We start from the raw sequence: 15,255 nt of genomic DNA, 5'->3' as shown, positions 1-15,255 counted from the left end.
CACTTATTTCATTAATAGTTACAACATAAAGGAGAAAAATCATGACATTTGAAGAAATTTTACCGGGGCTAAAAGCCAAGAAAAAATACGTTCGTACAGGTTGGGGTGGGGCTGAAAATTATGTCCAACTCTTTGACAGCATTGAGCAAAACGGTGTGGCGCTGGAAGTGACGCCTTACTTTTTAATCAATGTGTCAGGCGAGGGCGAAGGCTTTTCGATGTGGAGCCCGACACCGTGCGATGTCCTAGCGACAGACTGGGTGGAAGTCCATGACTAGGACAGTCCTTGTGACAGGTGTCTCCTCGGGCATTGGGCGCGCTCAAGCGCAGCTCTTTTTGGAAAATGGCTATGAGGTGTACGGCATTGACAAGGGAGAAAATCCTTCCTTGGCGGGAGCCTTTCATTTTCTACAATTGGACATTCGTGGTAGTCTAGCCCCGCTCTTTGACTGGCTCCCAGAAGTAGAGATTCTCTGCAATACCGCTGGGAAATTGGACGATTACAAGCCCTTGTTAGATACTAGTGAGGAAGAAATCGGGGATATCCTAGCAGTCAATCTGCTCGCAACCATGCGGATTACCCGCTTTTATCTAGCAAAAATGCTGGAAAAAAGGGCTGGCATCATCATCAATATGTGCTCAATAGCGAGTTTCTTAGCTGGCGGTGGCGGTGCTGCCTATACCACCAGTAAGCATGCTCTTGCAGGTTTTACCAAGCAATTGGCCTTGGACTACGCTGACAAGGGGATTCAGGTTTTCGGTCTAGCACCAGGTGCTGTGAAGACAGCTATGACGGCGAGCGATTTTGAAGAAGGTGGTCTTGCCGATTGGGTTGCAGCAGAAACTCCTATCAAACGTTGGCTGGAGCCAGAAGAAATCGCAGATGTCAGCCTTTTTTTGGCGAGCGGAAAAGCAAGTGCCATGCAAGGAGAAATCCTCAAAATTGACGGTGGTTGGAGTTTGAAATAGGTCTTGTTCAGGGCTTAATCAAGCAGTTTGAGAATGCAGAGAGGTGAGTGCTATGAAAGAAATAGCCGTAAGGTCAATAAGGGCGTTTGAGCATTGGCAGAAAAATATGGTCCGCCATGGACTAGCGTCAGGGTTGGGGAGACTGTTTTCGGATGATAGCGAACGGAGCTTTCTCTATGATTTGGGAAATTTCCTCTTTCTAGCAGGTGAGGGGCAAAAGGAGTTTTTGCAATGTTACACTGAACATCATGGTTTGGAGCATAAGATTCTCATCTCTGAAGAGGCGAGTTGGCAGGAGTTACTCAATCAAGATGCTAGCTTGAAGCGCTTTACCCGCTATGCTTTTGAGAATCAAGCTGATTTTGAGATTGAACATCTAGCCCAACTTGTCCAATCTCTCCCGCAATATGCAGAGATACAGCCGATTGATGCAGAAATTTATCAGCAGCTGCAAAGCGAGACTTGGTCTGTGGACTTAAAAGGCGCTTGGCAGACATTTTCAGACTTTGAGACCGCAGGAGGCTATGGTTTTGTGGTCGTATCTCAAGGACGTATCTGCGCGGGCATTTCGACTGGCTTGGTCTATAAGAGAGCGATTGAAATTGAGATTGCAACAGACCCTGCCTATCAACGACAGGGCTTGGCTCGTAGCTTAGCGGCCAAGATGATTCTGGCTTCCTGTGAGAGAAGAATGTTTCCCTTGTGGGATGCGCATAATGAAGCCTCGAAAAATTTAGCAGAACAGCTTGGTTATCGCTTGATTACTGCCTACCCCGCCTATGAAGAAAGAGAGGAATAAGGATGACAGCAGAAGAAATGTGGGCAGCCTACCGCAAAATCAATCCCCAGATTGGAGACGAGATGGACGCTTGGCAGTTCGGTGCTGAACCAGACTTGCTTGCGGATTTGGTTTTGCGAGGGGAAAAGACAGCAACGGCATCAAGCTATGATGAATACCTCTTTGCAGGCGAGGCATTGCCAGAAGTTGGGGAACGCAGTGTGATACTGAATAGTGCTGGAAAAGCCGTCTGTATCATTGAGACCAAGAAGGTAGCGGTACAGCCTTTTCATCAAGTATCAGCAGAGCATGCCTTTAAAGAAGGAGAGGGCGATAAGTCCCTTGCCTATTGGCGCAAGGTTCATGAGGACTTATTTAGCAAATGGCTGGGAGAAATCGGCCTTGTCTTTTCACGAGAAAGTCCAGTAGTGTTAGAGGAATTTGAAGTGGTCTATCCCGTATCAGTTTGATGAAATCCTTTTCTTAACGAGAAAGGGATTTTTTATGGGGTCTGAAGAGCGCAAGGACGGTCATGGCTTTATTGACACTCGAAAATATGCTATAATAGGAGCGAAAATACTAGATTGGAACAAGCAATATGACAAATTATGCAATTATTTTAGCAGCAGGTAAGGGAACTCGGATGAAATCAGACCTTCCCAAGGTTTTACACAAGGTGGCAGGGATTTCCATGTTGGAACACGTGTTTCGCAGTGTGTCTGCCATTTCTCCTGAAAAAATCGTGACAGTTGTCGGTCATAAGGCAGAGCTGGTCGAAGCAGTATTGGCAGAGCAAACCGAGTTTGTCACCCAGTCAGAACAGCTAGGGACAGGGCATGCGGTCATGATGGCAGAGCCACTATTGGAACATTGCACAGGGCAAACCCTTGTCATCGCTGGTGATACGCCTTTGATTACAGGAGATAGCCTGCGGGACTTGGTTGACTTTCATATCAACCACAAAAACGTGGCTACCATTCTGACTGCTGAGACGGACAATCCTTTTGGCTACGGTCGCATCGTGCGCAACCAGCATGCAGAGGTGACCAAGATTGTCGAAGAAAAAGATGCTTCTGACTTTGAAAAGCAAATCAAGGAAATCAATACAGGAACCTACATCTTTGACAATGTACGCTTGTTTGAAGCACTGAAAAATATCAATACCAACAATGCCCAAGGAGAATACTATATTACCGATGTGATTAGCATTTTCCGAGAAGCAGGTGAAAAAGTCGGCGCTTATGTCCTCCGTGATTTTGATGAAAGCCTCGGGGTCAATGACCGTGTGGCACTCGCAAAAGCCGAAGAAGTCATGCGAGAGCGTATCAACAAGGCGCACATGGTCAACGGGGTCAGCTTTACAAACCCAGCAGCGACCTATATTGACATCGATGTAGCGATTGCGCCAGACGTACAGATTGAAGCTAACGTGACTTTGAAAGGCAAGACCTCCATTGGCGCTGAAAGCATCCTGACCAATGGAACCTATATCGTGGATTCGGAGATTGGTACGCGCGTGGTCGTGACCAATTCCGTGATTGAGGAATCCCGTATCGCAGAAGGGGTAACGGTTGGTCCATACGCTCATATCCGTCCGGAATCTCAGCTTGCAAAAGATGTGCATATTGGAAACTTTGTCGAGGTCAAGGGCTCTAGTATCGGTGAAAATACCAAGGCTGGTCATTTGACCTATATTGGCAATGCCGAGGTGGGGCGCGATGTCAACTTTGGCGCAGGAACGATTACGGTCAACTATGACGGCCAGAAGAAATATACGACCAAGATTGGCAGCCATGTCTTTATTGGCTCAAATTCTACCTTGATTGCCCCGCTTGAGATTGGCGACAATGCACTGACAGCGGCTGGCTCAACCATTACCAAAAACGTGCCACAAGATGCGGTCGCCATTGGGCGCAGCCGTCAGGAAACCAAGGAAGACTATGCCAAACGCTTGCCGCACTATCCGAAGAAGGGCTAGGACTTGCTATGAAATTTGAAGAAAAGACCATCAATCGGAGAGAGATTTTCAAGGGGCACATTTTTGATGTGGTCGTGGACGATGTAGCGCTTCCTATGGGCGGAGAAGCCAAGCGGGAATTGATTTTCCATAAGGGGGCGGTCTGTGTCCTTGCTGTTACGCCTGATGACAAGCTGATTTTGGTCAAGCAGTACCGCAAGGCGATTGAAGCTATCAGCTATGAGATTCCAGCTGGGAAGTTGGAAGTGGGGGAAAATACCGCCCCCAAGGCAGCTGCCCTACGCGAGTTGGAAGAAGAAACAGGCTATACAGGCGAATTGGAACTCTTGTATGATTTTTATTCAGCCATTGGCTTTTGCAATGAGCGCTTGCGCCTGTATGTAGCGAAGAATCTGGTCAAGGTTGAAAATCCCCGTCCAATGGACGATGACGAAGTGATTGAAGTCTATCATGTGAGTTTAGACGAAGCGCTTGATTTGATTGCGACAGGTGAGATTTGTGATGCCAAGACCATCATTGCCATTCAGCAATTACAATTGATGAGAAAGTAGGACCAACCATGAGGAAGCCCTTGTTGACAGATGAGCAAGACGAATTCGTAGATGAGATGAGATGGGAAAGAAACCGACGTTTTGGTTACTATGACCCTGATGATGAGCCTGATGATGCAGATGTATTTTTCTTCGAAGAGGAGTGGGAGGATGACTATTCAGGTTACCGCGAGGGCTATACCCACCGCATTCCAGTCGAGTCTTCCATTGTCAAGAGCCGGCGGATTGAAACCGTCAAGCGGGAGGAATTTCGCAGCAAGGTCAATAAGATTCTGTTTTGGGTCGTGCTATTGGTCATTCTGTTTCTCATTGCAGTCTTTTTTTGGTAAGGAGTTTAGATGAAATTTGGAGTTATTGCTGCCATGCCTGAAGAGTTGAAGGTTTTGGTAGAAGCCCTTGAGAATGGGGTTGAAGAGGTCGCATTAGGACGGACCTACTATAGAGGACAATTAGGGCAACATGAAGTCGTCTTGGTCCAATCAGGTGTCGGCAAGGTCATGTCAGCCATGTCTGTCGCCATTCTAGCCCAGCAGTTTCAGGTTGATGTCATTGTCAATACTGGGTCTGCTGGCGCGGTCGCAGATGGGATTGAGATTGGTGATGTGGTCATCGCCCGTCAATTAGCCTATCACGATGTCGACTTGACAGCCTTTGGCTACGAATATGGTCAGATGTCAGCTCAGCCCTTGTATTTTGAAGCGGATCAAGACTTGGTTGCTCAAATGACGGATGTCCTTACCCAGCAACAGGTGACAGCGCACCTTGGCTTGATTGCAACAGGTGACAGCTTTATCGCAGGGCAGGACAAGATTGCGGCGATTAAAGGACATTTTCCAGAGGTCTTAGCCGTGGAAATGGAAGGAGCAGCCATTGCCCAAGCAGCGCAAAGTATCGGCTTGCCATTTCTGGTCATTCGTGCCATGAGTGATACCGCTCAAGGTGATGCGAATATTACCTTTGATGAATTTATCATCGAAGCAGGAAAGCGCTCGGCGCAGGCTTTGATCAGTTTATTAAGAAAGACCAAATAAGACAGGAATGTTTGTCCCTGTCTTATTTTTTACCCTCTACATCTTTCAAAATCTCAATCGTTTCAATTGTGATGTCTGTTTTGGGTTTGTCTTTTTCGTCTGTTTCGCTGGCAGCGATTTTATCTACAATATCCATTCCTTCAAGGACTTGACCAAAGACGGTATAGCCACCATCTAGGCTTGGATTCCCGCCATTTTTATAGGCTTCCTTGATTTTGGCAGGGTACTTGCTAGAATCAAGAGCTCCAGAAGCGTCCTTAGTGTTTTGGTTGATGAAGAACTGGCTACCATTGGTGTTGGGCCCTGCATTTGCCATGGATAGAGCGCCACGGATATTGTAAAGGAAGGCAGAAATTTCGTTGTTAAAGCCATTTCCCTTGTCAATCGACTCATCTTTTCCAGCCCAAATGGATTCACCGCCTGTACCTGTTCCTTTTGGATCTCCACCTTGGATCATGAAACCATTGATGACACGGTGGAAGATGACCCCATTATAGTAACCTTCTTTGGCATGGGTCAAAAAATTTTCAACAGCCAGGGGAGCTTGCTCTGGAAAGAGTTTTAACTTGATGTCGCCTTGACTCGTCTTGATGAGGACAGCTGCTTCATTGTCTGCAATTTCAGTAGATAATTGCGGAAAGCTAGCGTCGGGATTGTTGATGGCATAGGCCAAATCCTTGGCATACTGGCTAGATGCTGTCGTGTCTGTGCTAGATGCAGGCACTGATGTGCTGGTTGAAGAAGTAGTCGTTGTGGAGTTTGAAGCACAGGCCGTCAGAACAAGGCTAACAGCTAGGGCAAGTAATAGTCGTTTTTTCATAAGTTTCCTTTCTTGTTCATGGATTAGTCCTATTGTAGCACGAATTACTTCATTTTTCAAAAGTCTTAAAGGGCTGTTGTTTTTTAGAATATTTGATATAATAATAGATAGAATAATGAAAGGCGGACATGGATATGGGAATGGAAATGGAAATGGAAATGTTTTTTTGGGTTCCTATTTGGTTTTGGATACCCTTTACGATGATTGTGGGAATTATCCTATGGCGACTTGGTCGATCGCTCTTTGAAGCCCTGAGAAATAATGCTGCTCCCAAGGAAGTTGTTGCGGCCAAACTAATTGGCAAGCGAACACATGTGAATGGAAATGAGCGTGCCTATACCACCTATTATGTGACCTTTGAGTGTGAGAATGGGGAGCGCAGAGAATTTCGGGTGAAAAGTGATGTTTATGCCTTATCCGCCGAAGGCGACAAGGGAGAATTGACCTTCCAAGGCACGCGGTTCCTTGATTTTCAGCGCCAGTAAGCTCTTTTCTAGGTCGGGAACCTCTGATAGTGTATAATAAGGCTACCAGCTTGATGACTAGATGATACCCTATCTCTAGTAAGATAGATGTGAAATGAATGAAAATGAGGATATAGCATGATTAAAGCACTAGAAATTTACTTGGTGACAGATGGAAATGGGAAAGAAGCGGTGGAATTTTACAAAGAGGCTCTTAATGCTGAAGTGATTTCTTCTCTGACATGGGGAGAGCAGATTCCAGACTGTCCAGCAGAACGCGCACATTTATTGATGAATGCCCAGTTGAAGGTCGGGGAGCAACGCTTGATGATTTCGGATGAAAATCCAGACTTTGATTACAAACATGGCTACAATATGACTGCTGCGATTATCGTGGATAGTGTCATGTCTGCTCAGGAAATTTACAGCAAATTGAGTCAAGATGCTCGCAAGATTCACTTGGAGTTGCAGGAAACTTTTTGGAGCCCAGCTTATGCCAACTTGGAAGATAAGTTCGGTATGATGTGGCAGATTTCAACGGAGGTAGGATAAGGTGACGACAGTACAGGAGCAAGTAAGAGAGCTTTATAAAGACCATGCCCGCATGCCCTACATTGCACCAGATCGGGATCTAGCAGCGTGGCTACTTGATGCCAAGCCCGTTCCCAAGCGCAATATGGAGCCACTCGCAGACGGACTCTTGGCAGGGGATATTATTCTCTTGTGGCGGATTCAGTTTGATACCTTTACAACGGAGTCTGTTTTTCCCAAGTATTTTGAATACACCTACGGGATTGATGCACCCAAGCACTTGGAAAATTTGGTTGAAAATGGCTATGCCTATCTGGAGTCTGCCTTTGATTCGCTAGACCATCTCAATGCGACCATGAAGAAAAACATTCTTAAAGCAAAGGGTGTTGCAGGCCTGTCGAAAATGAAAGCAGCAGACCTGAATGTCGCTTTACAGGAACATTTTTCGGAAAGAGAGTTGGCTCAAACCTTTGCTGTCCGTGGTTATAAATTGACAGCTAAAGGAGAAGCCGCATTAGCAGCAAATCCCGAGGTCATTGACCGTCACCCTAAAAAGAAATTCTAAAACTGACCAAAGTGGTCAGTTTTTTTGAGATATGATATAATGAAAGAAAAGGAGAACAAAGCGATGCAAAAACGATTGATGCGGGATATGAAAGATGTTAAAATCGCTGGCGTATGTTCAGGGATTGCCAAGTATTTTGAGGTTGACCCAACGCTGGTTCGTGTAATTTGGGGGATTTTAGCCTTTGCCTACGGATTTGGGATTATCCCTTACTTAATCTGCTGGTGGGTGATGCCGATTGATGATGGGCGAGATGATGATCAGGAGATCATTTTTTAAGAAAAAGTTGGTGTAATGTTTATGTTACAATAAGATGACAGAAAACACAGATAGATGACAAGTATTTCTGTTTGTAACAGTCAAAATACAGTTTCGTGAAAAAGGCTTAAAAAGCCTTTTTTGTTTTCAAAATTGTGGTAAGATGTCTCTATCACAAAGAAAAGGAAGAAATTATGTCTTTAACATTAACTAAAAAAACACTTTTATTTTCAACTCTAGCTCTTTCGCTTTTTACAGCGACAGCCCAAGCAGATGAATTGGCTCCAATATGGACAGCGCGTTCTGTGGAAGAAATCAAGGCTGATATGATGGCGCATGACGATAAACAGACCTATGTTATCAAGTATGGGGATACGCTCAGCGTTATTGCTCAGGCCTTGAACGTTGACATGACAGTCTTAGCCCAAGTCAATCAAATCGCCAATATCAATCTTATCTTCCCAGATACGACCTTAACAGTGACGACTAATTCTCAAGAAGAAGTCACTTCGATTGAAATTCAAGCTCCTCAAAGCGAAGAAACAGAGGATACAGCATCAGCAACTGTAGACTTAGATAAACAGCAAGTAGTTGTTGACGATCAGGTGATTCCAATTGAAGATGGGACAGCGCAAATAGAGGCACCTTCAACAGATGCTACGCCATCAGATTCAGGAGAAGCAACAACTCCTTCGAATCCAGCACCAGCGGCTGAACCAACTGATCAACCAGTGGCTGAACCAGCACCAGCTACAGAAGCACCTGTCGCACCAGCACCAAGTGCAGAAATACCGCAGACAGTCGCTCCAACGCCAGCTGCTCCAGCAAACAATGCGTCAGACTTTGCCAGCATTGCAGCTGCAAATCCAGTCAATGCTGGACTTCAACCACAGACAGCAGCCTTCAAAGAAGAAGTAGCAAGCATCTATGGAATTACTTCGTTTAGCCTCTATCGTCCAGGTGACAGTGGAGACCACGGTAAAGGTCTCGCAGTGGACTTTATGGTGGGAGCTAATGCAGAACTAGGAGACCAAGTTGCCAACTACGCGATTCAGCAAATGGGCAACAAAAACATTTCCTACATCATTTGGAAACAACGCTTTTATGCACCGTACCCAAATATCTACGGACCAGCCAACACCTGGAATCTAATGCCAGACCGCGGTAGCATTACAGAAAACCACTATGACCATGTTCATGTATCGATGAATCCTTAAAGTTATAAAGCAAACAGCCCCAATGAGCCTCGCTTGTTGGGGTGTTTTTGCGATTTGTAGAAGACTAGACCTACTCGCAAAGTATGGTATAATAGAGACATGGCAAAACAAAAAACGACAAAAAAGGGGCGTGCAACTAGACGTCCGACAAAGGCTGAATTGGCCCAACAAGAAAAAATAAAATCCCTCTTATTCCGCTTTTTGGTGGTTATTTTTCTCCTTTTTGCAGCAAGCAAGCTAGGAGTATTTGGTGTGACTGCCTATAATCTCTTCCGTCTATTGGTCGGAAGTGCGGCCTACGTGTTTATTGGAGCTCTGCTCATTTATACAATATTTTCGAAAATAATAACGCAACGTGAAGGGATGATTTCTGGATTCTGGCTTGTATTTGCTGGGATTTTACTGGAATATCAAGCATATTTTGATTTGAGCTACAAGGGAAAAGACTTGCTCAACCACACTTTTAAACTAGCCTTATCTGACCTTTCAGCGTTTCGGGTGAAAGAATTTTTGGGAGGGGGTCTTATTGGAGGTGCTCTCTATCTCCCTGTTTCTTTTTTATTCGCAGCAATTGGCACCTTCTTTATCGGGGCTCTGCTCATTCTCTTTGGGCTATTTTTCATGAGTCCTTGGTCTGTCTATGATGTAGCAGACGGGCTTGCCCTTTTACGAGAAAAATCTCAAGAACGCGCAGCCATTCGTGCAGAAAAACGGGCGGAAAAAGCAGCAGAAAAAGAAAGACTCAAGGCCGAGGAAGAAGCGAGACGTTTGGAAGAAGTCGCTCAAGAACTTGAAGACGAGCAAGAAGAAGCAATAGCTCTTGCTCAAGTAGAGTATCCGACGGTTGATTTGGAAACGGGAGAAATACTGGACGAGGAAGAGCATGAAATCCCGATTCTAACAGAAGAGCGTGAACCTTTCTTTGAGGAGGAAGAATTTCCTGTGTTACTGGCTGAAGACGAGGTAGAAGAGCAGGAAGTAGCAGACGAGGTGACAGAGGACATTGCCCTGGACTTTAAACCGAAAGCTAAGCTGGCCTACAAGTTGCCATCAATTGACCTCTTTGCTCCAATCAAGGTCAAAAGTCAGGCAAATGAGAAGAAAATTGTCCGTCAAAATATCAAAGTCTTAGAAGATACCTTTGCCAGCTTTGGCATCAAGGTCGTGGTTGAGCGGGCTGAAATTGGGCCGTCTGTGACCAAGTATGAGGTCAAGCCAGCCGTCGGTGTGCGGGTCAATCGGATTTCCAATCTAGCAGATGACTTGGCCCTTGCCCTTGCTGCCAAAGATGTGCGGATTGAAGCCCCGATTCCAGGCAAATCTCTGGTCGGAATTGAAGTGCCTAACTCCGAGGTGGCCATGGTTCCTTTCAGAGAATTGTGGGAACAAGCCAAGACCTCGCCGACAAAACTGCTCGATATTCCGCTTGGAAAAGCCGTCAATGGCTCTGTCCGTTCCTTTGACCTCGCCCGCATGCCCCATTTATTGGTGGCAGGTTCAACTGGTTCGGGGAAATCTGTTGCAGTTAATGGTATCATTGCCTCTATTTTGATGAAGGCTGGGCCAGACCAAGTTAAATTTATGATGATTGACCCTAAAATGGTCGAATTGTCTGTCTATAATGATATTCCCCATCTCTTGATTCCTGTGGTGACCAATCCTCGTAAAGCAGCGCGAGCTCTGCAAAAAGTCGTGGACGAGATGGAAAAACGCTACGAACTCTTTAGTCACTTGGGGGTGCGTAATCTCGAAGGTTACAATACAAAGGTGGCAGAATTTAACCGCAACTCCGAAGAGAAACAAATTCCTCTGCCTTTGATTGTTGTGATTGTTGATGAGTTGGCAGACTTGATGATGGTCGCAAGCAAAGAAGTGGAGGATGCCATTATTCGTCTAGGACAAAAGGCACGGGCGGCAGGGATTCACATGATTCTTGCGACCCAACGGCCGTCCGTTGATGTTATCTCTGGCTTGATTAAGGCCAATGTCCCGTCTCGGATTGCTTTTGCAGTTTCAAGCGGAACAGATAGTCGAACGATTTTAGATGAAAATGGGGCGGAGAAACTACTGGGACGAGGCGATATGCTCTTTAAACCCATTGATGAAAATCACCCTGTCCGTCTGCAAGGTTCCTTTATTTCGGACGATGATGTTGAAGCGATTGTCAGCTTTATTAAGAATCAGGCAGAAGCAGAATATGACGAATCCTTTGACCCTGGTGAAGTGACAGAAGGTGACTTTGAAAGTGGGTCAGGTGATAGCAATGGAGATCCGCTTTTTGAGGAAGCGCGAGCCCTTGTCATTGAAACGCAAAAAGCCAGCGCTTCGATGATTCAGCGCCGTTTGTCGGTCGGATTTAACCGTGCAACTCGTCTAATGGAAGAATTGGAAGCTGCAGGCGTCATTGGTCCTGCGGAAGGAACAAAACCAAGGAAAGTATTAGAAAGTCAATGATGAATTTAGATACTGTGCATCACCTTGCTATTATTGGCAGTGATTATCAGAAAACCAAGGAGTTTTATGTCGACAAGCTCGGATTTGAGCAGTTGGATGAGCATGTTCGTCCAGAAAAGAGAGATATTCTTTTTAACGTCCGTAAGGGAAATCTGGTTCTGGAAATTTTTATCAAACCAGATGCACCTCTAAGACCTGCTATGCCGAATCCTGAACATACAGGCTTGCGCCACCTTGCGTTTAAAGTGGCAGATGTGGAAAGCTGCTTGCAGGAGTTTGACAGACTAGACATTCTCCACGAAGCCCTCCGCTATGACGACTTTGACGGACGCAAAATGGCCTTCTTCTTTGACCCAGACGGCCTTCCGTTGGAAATACATGAATGAGAAAAAAACAGTCCAGTGGACTGTTTTTTCACGTGCCAAGAAATCCGAAAGCGCGTCAAGTCCAGTGGACTGTTTTTCACGATTCTCAACATACGAAAATAAGGCGAATGTAGTGGGTTGGGTTTCAGAATAAACTATTTCATAAAAATATAAAAGAAAACGCTTGACAAATTCGGGGGGGGGGGTATACTTTGATAGGTAGAATAACTATCTTAAATGTAAAAGGAGGAAAAATGAAAAGAAAATTAACGAAACTATTTTTACTGATAGCCTTACTATGTCTGTGCGTAGGAGGTTTTGGATATACTCTTGTTAGCGCTGCTAGTAAATATGACTTCAGTGCTTACTACGAGTATGTAAGAAAGGTTCAACATAACGGAAATGAAATGTTTCCATATGCCTATATCACCGATACCTTGGAAGGTATCGGGACTGGAGTTGGTGAAGAAGAAGAGCCAGATTTTCTATCTTTTCAAAAGGGAATATTTGTGGATAATACTACTTTTAACTGGCCTCTAGAAGACGGAACATTAGTTGTCAAAGTTCCAATCACTTCTGCAGAAGGACAACAGGGTTATTGGTGGTTTGCTGTTGCCAATGTGGACAAGGAGGGCTTAACTGATCCAACAACGCTTGAAGAAGTTAAAGCAGGGTTCCGTAGCCAAATTGAGCAAATCAAGGGTGTATCAGCAGATGATGTTGTCGATTTTGAAGTCATTGGGACCCTAGACCTAACAGATCCTGAGCAAGTAGCACGCTTGAGACAACGATATGGTGCAATCACATATACAAGTGAGGGTCCAGATGGTACTGAAGAACGTAATTATATTGATGAAATCGTTGAGTATTTTAGCGATTCTAATGAATTTTTAGTTCGAGTGGATCGTTGGGTCGTACGAGGCGATCTTCCAGCAGAAAATGATGATACAGACGATGGTAATGGGTGCTGGATATCAGAATCTGGTGAAGTATCTCCGCCGGGCTGTGATTCTGGATCAGGTGGAGATACTACATCCGATGGTGACACTACGCCAAGTGGCAGTACAGAACCAAGTAGCAGTACAGAACCAAGTAGCAGTACAGAACCAAGTAGCAGTACAGAACCAAGCAGCAGCACTGCGCCAAGTAGCAGTACAGCCCCAAGCAGCAGTACAGCCCCAAGCAGCAGTACAGAACCAAGTAGCAGTACAGAACCAAGTAGCAGCACTGCGCCAAGCAGCAGTACAGAACCAAGTAGTAGCACTGCGCCAAGTAGCAGCACTGCCCCAAGTAGCAGCACTGCGCCAAGTAGTAGTACAGCCCCAAGCAGCAGCACTGTAGCAAGCAATAGTACAGAACCAAGTGTATCAGATAAGGCAGATACTCCACAGGCATCTGTGTTACCAAGGACTGGTGAAGAAGCTTCTATCATGACGATTGCAGGTATCCTGTTACTAGGAATTGTTGCATTGGGAATGAAAGTTGTTGTCAAAAATAAGTAGTATATTTGAATAGTGATGTTATTTTACCTCTATATAGCAAACGATCCAGTTTGCTTTAGATGATTGCTAGTAGTGAAAACTATTGCAATAGGTCCAATAAAGAGGGAACTCTTTATTGGACTTTTTAATTATAGTAAACCTTTTCAGGTATCCTATACTTTTTTAATGGCTGAAGAGATTTTTTAAATTCACAATCCTTTTCTCTTCAGTCACTAAAAGAGTTGAAAGTAGCCATTTAAAAAGAGAATAAAGTCATTTACTATTTTAATGGCAAAAAATAAAGCAACAGCACGTCAGACTTTTTAAATTGAATCTTGATAAAAACGCAAAGAATAGTGGTTTTAGGCATGAAGAAAGAATTAAATCATAAATTTTACCAAAGAAGAAAGTTTATCTGTAAGAGGTGTGGACAGGTAGTGACTACAGTAGAAGGTGTCTTTGATAAAAGAACTCAGTTTTGTGGTATTGTCTGTAGACGTCGTTATTGGCGACATCCGATTAAAAGAGGGCCTCAATGACGTGTTATTAGATAAAGAAAGTGTGATAAAGCCCCTTATAATAAAAAAGACAAACAAATCTTAAACGATTTGCCTTTTTTATTTGTTTGATACCCCCAACTGCGGAGTTGAAAAGAACATCAAGTTCAACCTATTTATAGGATAAGAAAAAGCGCTCTACAAGAGCGCTACAGACCGTAGACAAACTTAAATAAGGTAAAAGCGCTGCTAACTTACCATTCGATTTCCGACTAAGAAAAGTCTCACTAACCCTTTATCGTGAAAATGGCAATAATGAGGGCCAGATACAGGAAGAAGGTCAGAATAAAGCCTGCTCGCCAGAAGAATTTAAAGAAGCGGCGGTAGGAAAATTTCCGCTTTTTAAATAGAAGAAAACAAACGATAGCCAGCACCAAAATGGAGAAAGCCAAGATGAGCTGGGGCAAAAAGCTATGGTAGTAGACCTTGTCTGAAATCAGATAAAATTCAAATGCCAGAATAGGAAAGGCAATATCTGCAAAGTTCCAGCCTTTTTTTTGCAAATGAAATACTTTCACAGCGGTGATAGAAACAATGAGCGAAAGTATAAGAAATAAAATAGAAGCAATTTTCAAGAATATCATAGCTTTATTCTATAAAAAAAGTGAGAAAAAGTAAACATAAAACTTGATTTTTTGCGAGAATACTGTATAATGAGAAGGTATGTGAAAAATCACATACTTGTGGGAGGTAAAAATCTTTAATTACCGCAAAAACCACAATAGGAGGATTTTAAAGATGGCTAAAAAAGTCGAAAAACTTGTAAAACTTCAAATTCCTGCAGGTAAAGCTACTCCAGCTCCACCAGTCGGACCAGCACTTGGTCAAGCAGGGATCAATATCATGGGATTCACTAAGGAATTCAACGCTCGTACAGCTGACCAAGCTGGTATGATCATCCCAGTTGTAATCTCAGTATACGAAGATAAATCATTTGATTTCATCTGTAAGACACCACCAGCTGCTGTTCTTTTGAAAAAAGCTGCAGGTGTTGAAAAAGGTTCAGGCACACCAAACAAAACAAAAGTTGCAACAGTTACTCGTGCACAAGTACAAGAAATTGCTGAAACTAAAATGCCAGATTTGAACGCTGCAAACCTTGAGTCTGCAATGCGTATGATCGAAGGTACTGCTCGTTCTATGGGATTCACTGTTGTTGACTAATCAATAACACCCCACAACCCGCAAGACTTCATCATTTCTGATGAGTGACGTGGGAGATGAAAATCGATATGA

19 protein-coding genes are annotated in these 15,255 nt (G+C 44.3%); 17 read left to right on the top strand and 2 right to left on the bottom strand.

What is annotated here, in order from left to right; genetic code table 11:
• Nucleotides 1–41 precede the first annotated feature (41 nt).
• From BU202_RS00975 to BU202_RS00940, 8 genes are all read left to right on the top strand, one after another.
• Entirely contained in the window at nucleotides 42–278 is a 237-nt protein-coding gene (locus BU202_RS00975; RefSeq protein ID WP_075103934.1) for a DUF2829 domain-containing protein, read from the top strand.
• On the top strand, nucleotides 271–969 hold the full coding sequence (locus BU202_RS00970; RefSeq protein WP_075103933.1) for a 3-oxoacyl-ACP reductase: 699 nt from the start codon (nucleotides 271–273) through the stop codon (nucleotides 967–969). Before BU202_RS00975 ends, BU202_RS00970 begins: the two co-directional genes overlap by 8 nt.
• Nucleotides 970–1,021: 52 nt before the next feature.
• Entirely contained in the window at nucleotides 1,022–1,768 is a 747-nt protein-coding gene (locus BU202_RS00965) for a GNAT family N-acetyltransferase (RefSeq protein WP_075103932.1), read from the top strand.
• A gap of 2 nt (nucleotides 1,769–1,770) precedes the next feature.
• Entirely contained in the window at nucleotides 1,771–2,217 is a 447-nt protein-coding gene (locus tag BU202_RS00960) for an ASCH domain-containing protein (RefSeq protein ID WP_075103931.1), read from the top strand.
• A gap of 128 nt (nucleotides 2,218–2,345) precedes the next feature.
• The gene (gene glmU / locus BU202_RS00955; protein WP_075103930.1) at nucleotides 2,346–3,725 is read left to right on the top strand and encodes a bifunctional UDP-N-acetylglucosamine diphosphorylase/glucosamine-1-phosphate N-acetyltransferase GlmU; all 1,380 of its coding nucleotides are present in this window, start codon (nucleotides 2,346–2,348) and stop codon (nucleotides 3,723–3,725) included.
• An 8-nt stretch (nucleotides 3,726–3,733) separates the two neighbouring features.
• Nucleotides 3,734–4,276 carry an NUDIX hydrolase gene (locus tag BU202_RS00950; RefSeq protein WP_075103929.1) on the top strand — a complete coding sequence of 181 codons (543 nt, stop codon included), beginning with the start codon at nucleotides 3,734–3,736 and terminating at the stop codon, nucleotides 4,274–4,276.
• Between the two features lie 8 nt (nucleotides 4,277–4,284).
• Nucleotides 4,285–4,605, top strand: coding sequence for a cell wall synthase accessory phosphoprotein MacP (gene macP, locus BU202_RS00945; protein ID WP_075103928.1), 321 nt, complete (start codon nucleotides 4,285–4,287; stop codon nucleotides 4,603–4,605).
• 9 nt (nucleotides 4,606–4,614) lie between these two features.
• Entirely contained in the window at nucleotides 4,615–5,307 is a 693-nt protein-coding gene (locus BU202_RS00940) for a 5'-methylthioadenosine/adenosylhomocysteine nucleosidase (RefSeq protein ID WP_075103927.1), read from the top strand.
• A gap of 22 nt (nucleotides 5,308–5,329) precedes the next feature.
• On the opposite strand, the gene BU202_RS00935 is transcribed toward BU202_RS00940, so the two are convergent.
• A complete protein-coding gene (locus tag BU202_RS00935; protein ID WP_075103926.1) occupies nucleotides 5,330–6,127 on the bottom strand; it encodes a peptidylprolyl isomerase in 798 nt (265 codons plus the stop codon).
• Nucleotides 6,128–6,279: 152 nt separating this feature from the next.
• Here BU202_RS00935 and BU202_RS00930 point away from each other — a divergent pair, with 152 nt between their 5' ends.
• The 8 genes from BU202_RS00930 to BU202_RS00895 all read left to right on the top strand — a co-directional run bounded on the left by BU202_RS00930 (nucleotide 6,280) and on the right by BU202_RS00895 (nucleotide 13,483).
• Nucleotides 6,280–6,612, top strand: a complete 333-nt coding sequence (locus BU202_RS00930; RefSeq protein WP_244148992.1) for a DUF2500 domain-containing protein — start codon at nucleotides 6,280–6,282, stop codon at nucleotides 6,610–6,612.
• A 117-nt stretch (nucleotides 6,613–6,729) separates the two neighbouring features.
• Complete coding sequence (locus tag BU202_RS00925) at nucleotides 6,730–7,143, top strand: VOC family protein (RefSeq protein WP_075103925.1); 414 nt, start codon at nucleotides 6,730–6,732, stop codon at nucleotides 7,141–7,143.
• A gap of 52 nt (nucleotides 7,144–7,195) precedes the next feature.
• Nucleotides 7,196–7,687 carry a hypothetical protein gene (locus BU202_RS00920; RefSeq protein ID WP_075104068.1) on the top strand — a complete coding sequence of 164 codons (492 nt, stop codon included), beginning with the start codon at nucleotides 7,196–7,198 and terminating at the stop codon, nucleotides 7,685–7,687.
• Between the two features lie 63 nt (nucleotides 7,688–7,750).
• Nucleotides 7,751–7,966 (top strand): PspC domain-containing protein, encoded by a 216-nt coding sequence (locus BU202_RS00915; RefSeq protein WP_075103924.1) that lies wholly within the window; start codon nucleotides 7,751–7,753, stop codon nucleotides 7,964–7,966.
• A gap of 173 nt (nucleotides 7,967–8,139) precedes the next feature.
• Nucleotides 8,140–9,162 (top strand): LysM peptidoglycan-binding domain-containing protein, encoded by a 1,023-nt coding sequence (locus BU202_RS00910; RefSeq protein ID WP_075103923.1) that lies wholly within the window; start codon nucleotides 8,140–8,142, stop codon nucleotides 9,160–9,162.
• Nucleotides 9,163–9,261: 99 nt separating this feature from the next.
• Entirely contained in the window at nucleotides 9,262–11,616 is a 2,355-nt protein-coding gene (locus BU202_RS00905) for a DNA translocase FtsK (protein WP_075103922.1), read from the top strand.
• Nucleotides 11,616–12,002, top strand: a complete 387-nt coding sequence (gene gloA2, locus BU202_RS00900) for an SMU1112c/YaeR family gloxylase I-like metalloprotein (RefSeq protein WP_075104067.1) — start codon at nucleotides 11,616–11,618, stop codon at nucleotides 12,000–12,002. Before BU202_RS00905 ends, gloA2 begins: the two co-directional genes overlap by 1 nt.
• 233 nt (nucleotides 12,003–12,235) lie before the next feature.
• Nucleotides 12,236–13,483, top strand: coding sequence for an LPXTG cell wall anchor domain-containing protein (locus BU202_RS00895; protein WP_142354754.1), 1,248 nt, complete (start codon nucleotides 12,236–12,238; stop codon nucleotides 13,481–13,483).
• Between the two features lie 763 nt (nucleotides 13,484–14,246).
• On the opposite strand, the gene BU202_RS00890 is transcribed toward BU202_RS00895, so the two are convergent.
• On the bottom strand, nucleotides 14,247–14,603 hold the full coding sequence (locus BU202_RS00890) for a DUF3397 domain-containing protein (protein ID WP_075103920.1): 357 nt from the start codon (nucleotides 14,601–14,603) through the stop codon (nucleotides 14,247–14,249).
• Between the two features lie 154 nt (nucleotides 14,604–14,757).
• On the opposite strand from BU202_RS00890, the gene rplK reads away from it, so the two are divergent.
• Nucleotides 14,758–15,183, top strand: coding sequence for a 50S ribosomal protein L11 (gene rplK / locus BU202_RS00885; protein WP_075103919.1), 426 nt, complete (start codon nucleotides 14,758–14,760; stop codon nucleotides 15,181–15,183).
• Nucleotides 15,184–15,255 lie beyond the last annotated feature (72 nt).

Source organism: Streptococcus cuniculi, assembly GCF_001921845.1.
Taxonomy (GTDB): Bacteria; Bacillota; Bacilli; order Lactobacillales; family Streptococcaceae; genus Streptococcus; species Streptococcus cuniculi.
This window is presented reverse-complemented; position numbering and strand designations above follow the sequence as displayed.

What these genes read in the sequence shown, in the direction of transcription:
- glmU (WP_075103930.1), top strand. Translation starts at nt 2,346, where the DNA reads ATGACAAATTATGCAATTATTTTAGCAGCAGGTAAGGGAACTCGGATG.
- BU202_RS00970 (WP_075103933.1), top strand. Translation starts at nt 271, where the DNA reads ATGACTAGGACAGTCCTTGTGACAGGTGTCTCCTCGGGCATTGGGCGC.
- BU202_RS00890 (WP_075103920.1), bottom strand. Translation starts at nt 14,603, where the DNA reads ATGATATTCTTGAAAATTGCTTCTATTTTATTTCTTATACTTTCGCTC.
- BU202_RS00920 (WP_075104068.1), top strand. Translation starts at nt 7,196, where the DNA reads ATGCCCTACATTGCACCAGATCGGGATCTAGCAGCGTGGCTACTTGAT.
- BU202_RS00915 (WP_075103924.1), top strand. Translation starts at nt 7,751, where the DNA reads ATGCAAAAACGATTGATGCGGGATATGAAAGATGTTAAAATCGCTGGC.
- gloA2 (WP_075104067.1), top strand. Translation starts at nt 11,616, where the DNA reads ATGAATTTAGATACTGTGCATCACCTTGCTATTATTGGCAGTGATTAT.
- BU202_RS00895 (WP_142354754.1), top strand. Translation starts at nt 12,236, where the DNA reads ATGAAAAGAAAATTAACGAAACTATTTTTACTGATAGCCTTACTATGT.
- rplK (WP_075103919.1), top strand. Translation starts at nt 14,758, where the DNA reads ATGGCTAAAAAAGTCGAAAAACTTGTAAAACTTCAAATTCCTGCAGGT.
- BU202_RS00905 (WP_075103922.1), top strand. Translation starts at nt 9,262, where the DNA reads ATGGCAAAACAAAAAACGACAAAAAAGGGGCGTGCAACTAGACGTCCG.
- BU202_RS00975 (WP_075103934.1), top strand. Translation starts at nt 42, where the DNA reads ATGACATTTGAAGAAATTTTACCGGGGCTAAAAGCCAAGAAAAAATAC.
- BU202_RS00935 (WP_075103926.1), bottom strand. Translation starts at nt 6,127, where the DNA reads ATGAAAAAACGACTATTACTTGCCCTAGCTGTTAGCCTTGTTCTGACG.
- BU202_RS00930 (WP_244148992.1), top strand. Translation starts at nt 6,280, where the DNA reads ATGGAAATGTTTTTTTGGGTTCCTATTTGGTTTTGGATACCCTTTACG.
- BU202_RS00965 (WP_075103932.1), top strand. Translation starts at nt 1,022, where the DNA reads ATGAAAGAAATAGCCGTAAGGTCAATAAGGGCGTTTGAGCATTGGCAG.
- BU202_RS00910 (WP_075103923.1), top strand. Translation starts at nt 8,140, where the DNA reads ATGTCTTTAACATTAACTAAAAAAACACTTTTATTTTCAACTCTAGCT.
- BU202_RS00950 (WP_075103929.1), top strand. Translation starts at nt 3,734, where the DNA reads ATGAAATTTGAAGAAAAGACCATCAATCGGAGAGAGATTTTCAAGGGG.
- macP (WP_075103928.1), top strand. Translation starts at nt 4,285, where the DNA reads ATGAGGAAGCCCTTGTTGACAGATGAGCAAGACGAATTCGTAGATGAG.
- BU202_RS00925 (WP_075103925.1), top strand. Translation starts at nt 6,730, where the DNA reads ATGATTAAAGCACTAGAAATTTACTTGGTGACAGATGGAAATGGGAAA.
- BU202_RS00940 (WP_075103927.1), top strand. Translation starts at nt 4,615, where the DNA reads ATGAAATTTGGAGTTATTGCTGCCATGCCTGAAGAGTTGAAGGTTTTG.
- BU202_RS00960 (WP_075103931.1), top strand. Translation starts at nt 1,771, where the DNA reads ATGACAGCAGAAGAAATGTGGGCAGCCTACCGCAAAATCAATCCCCAG.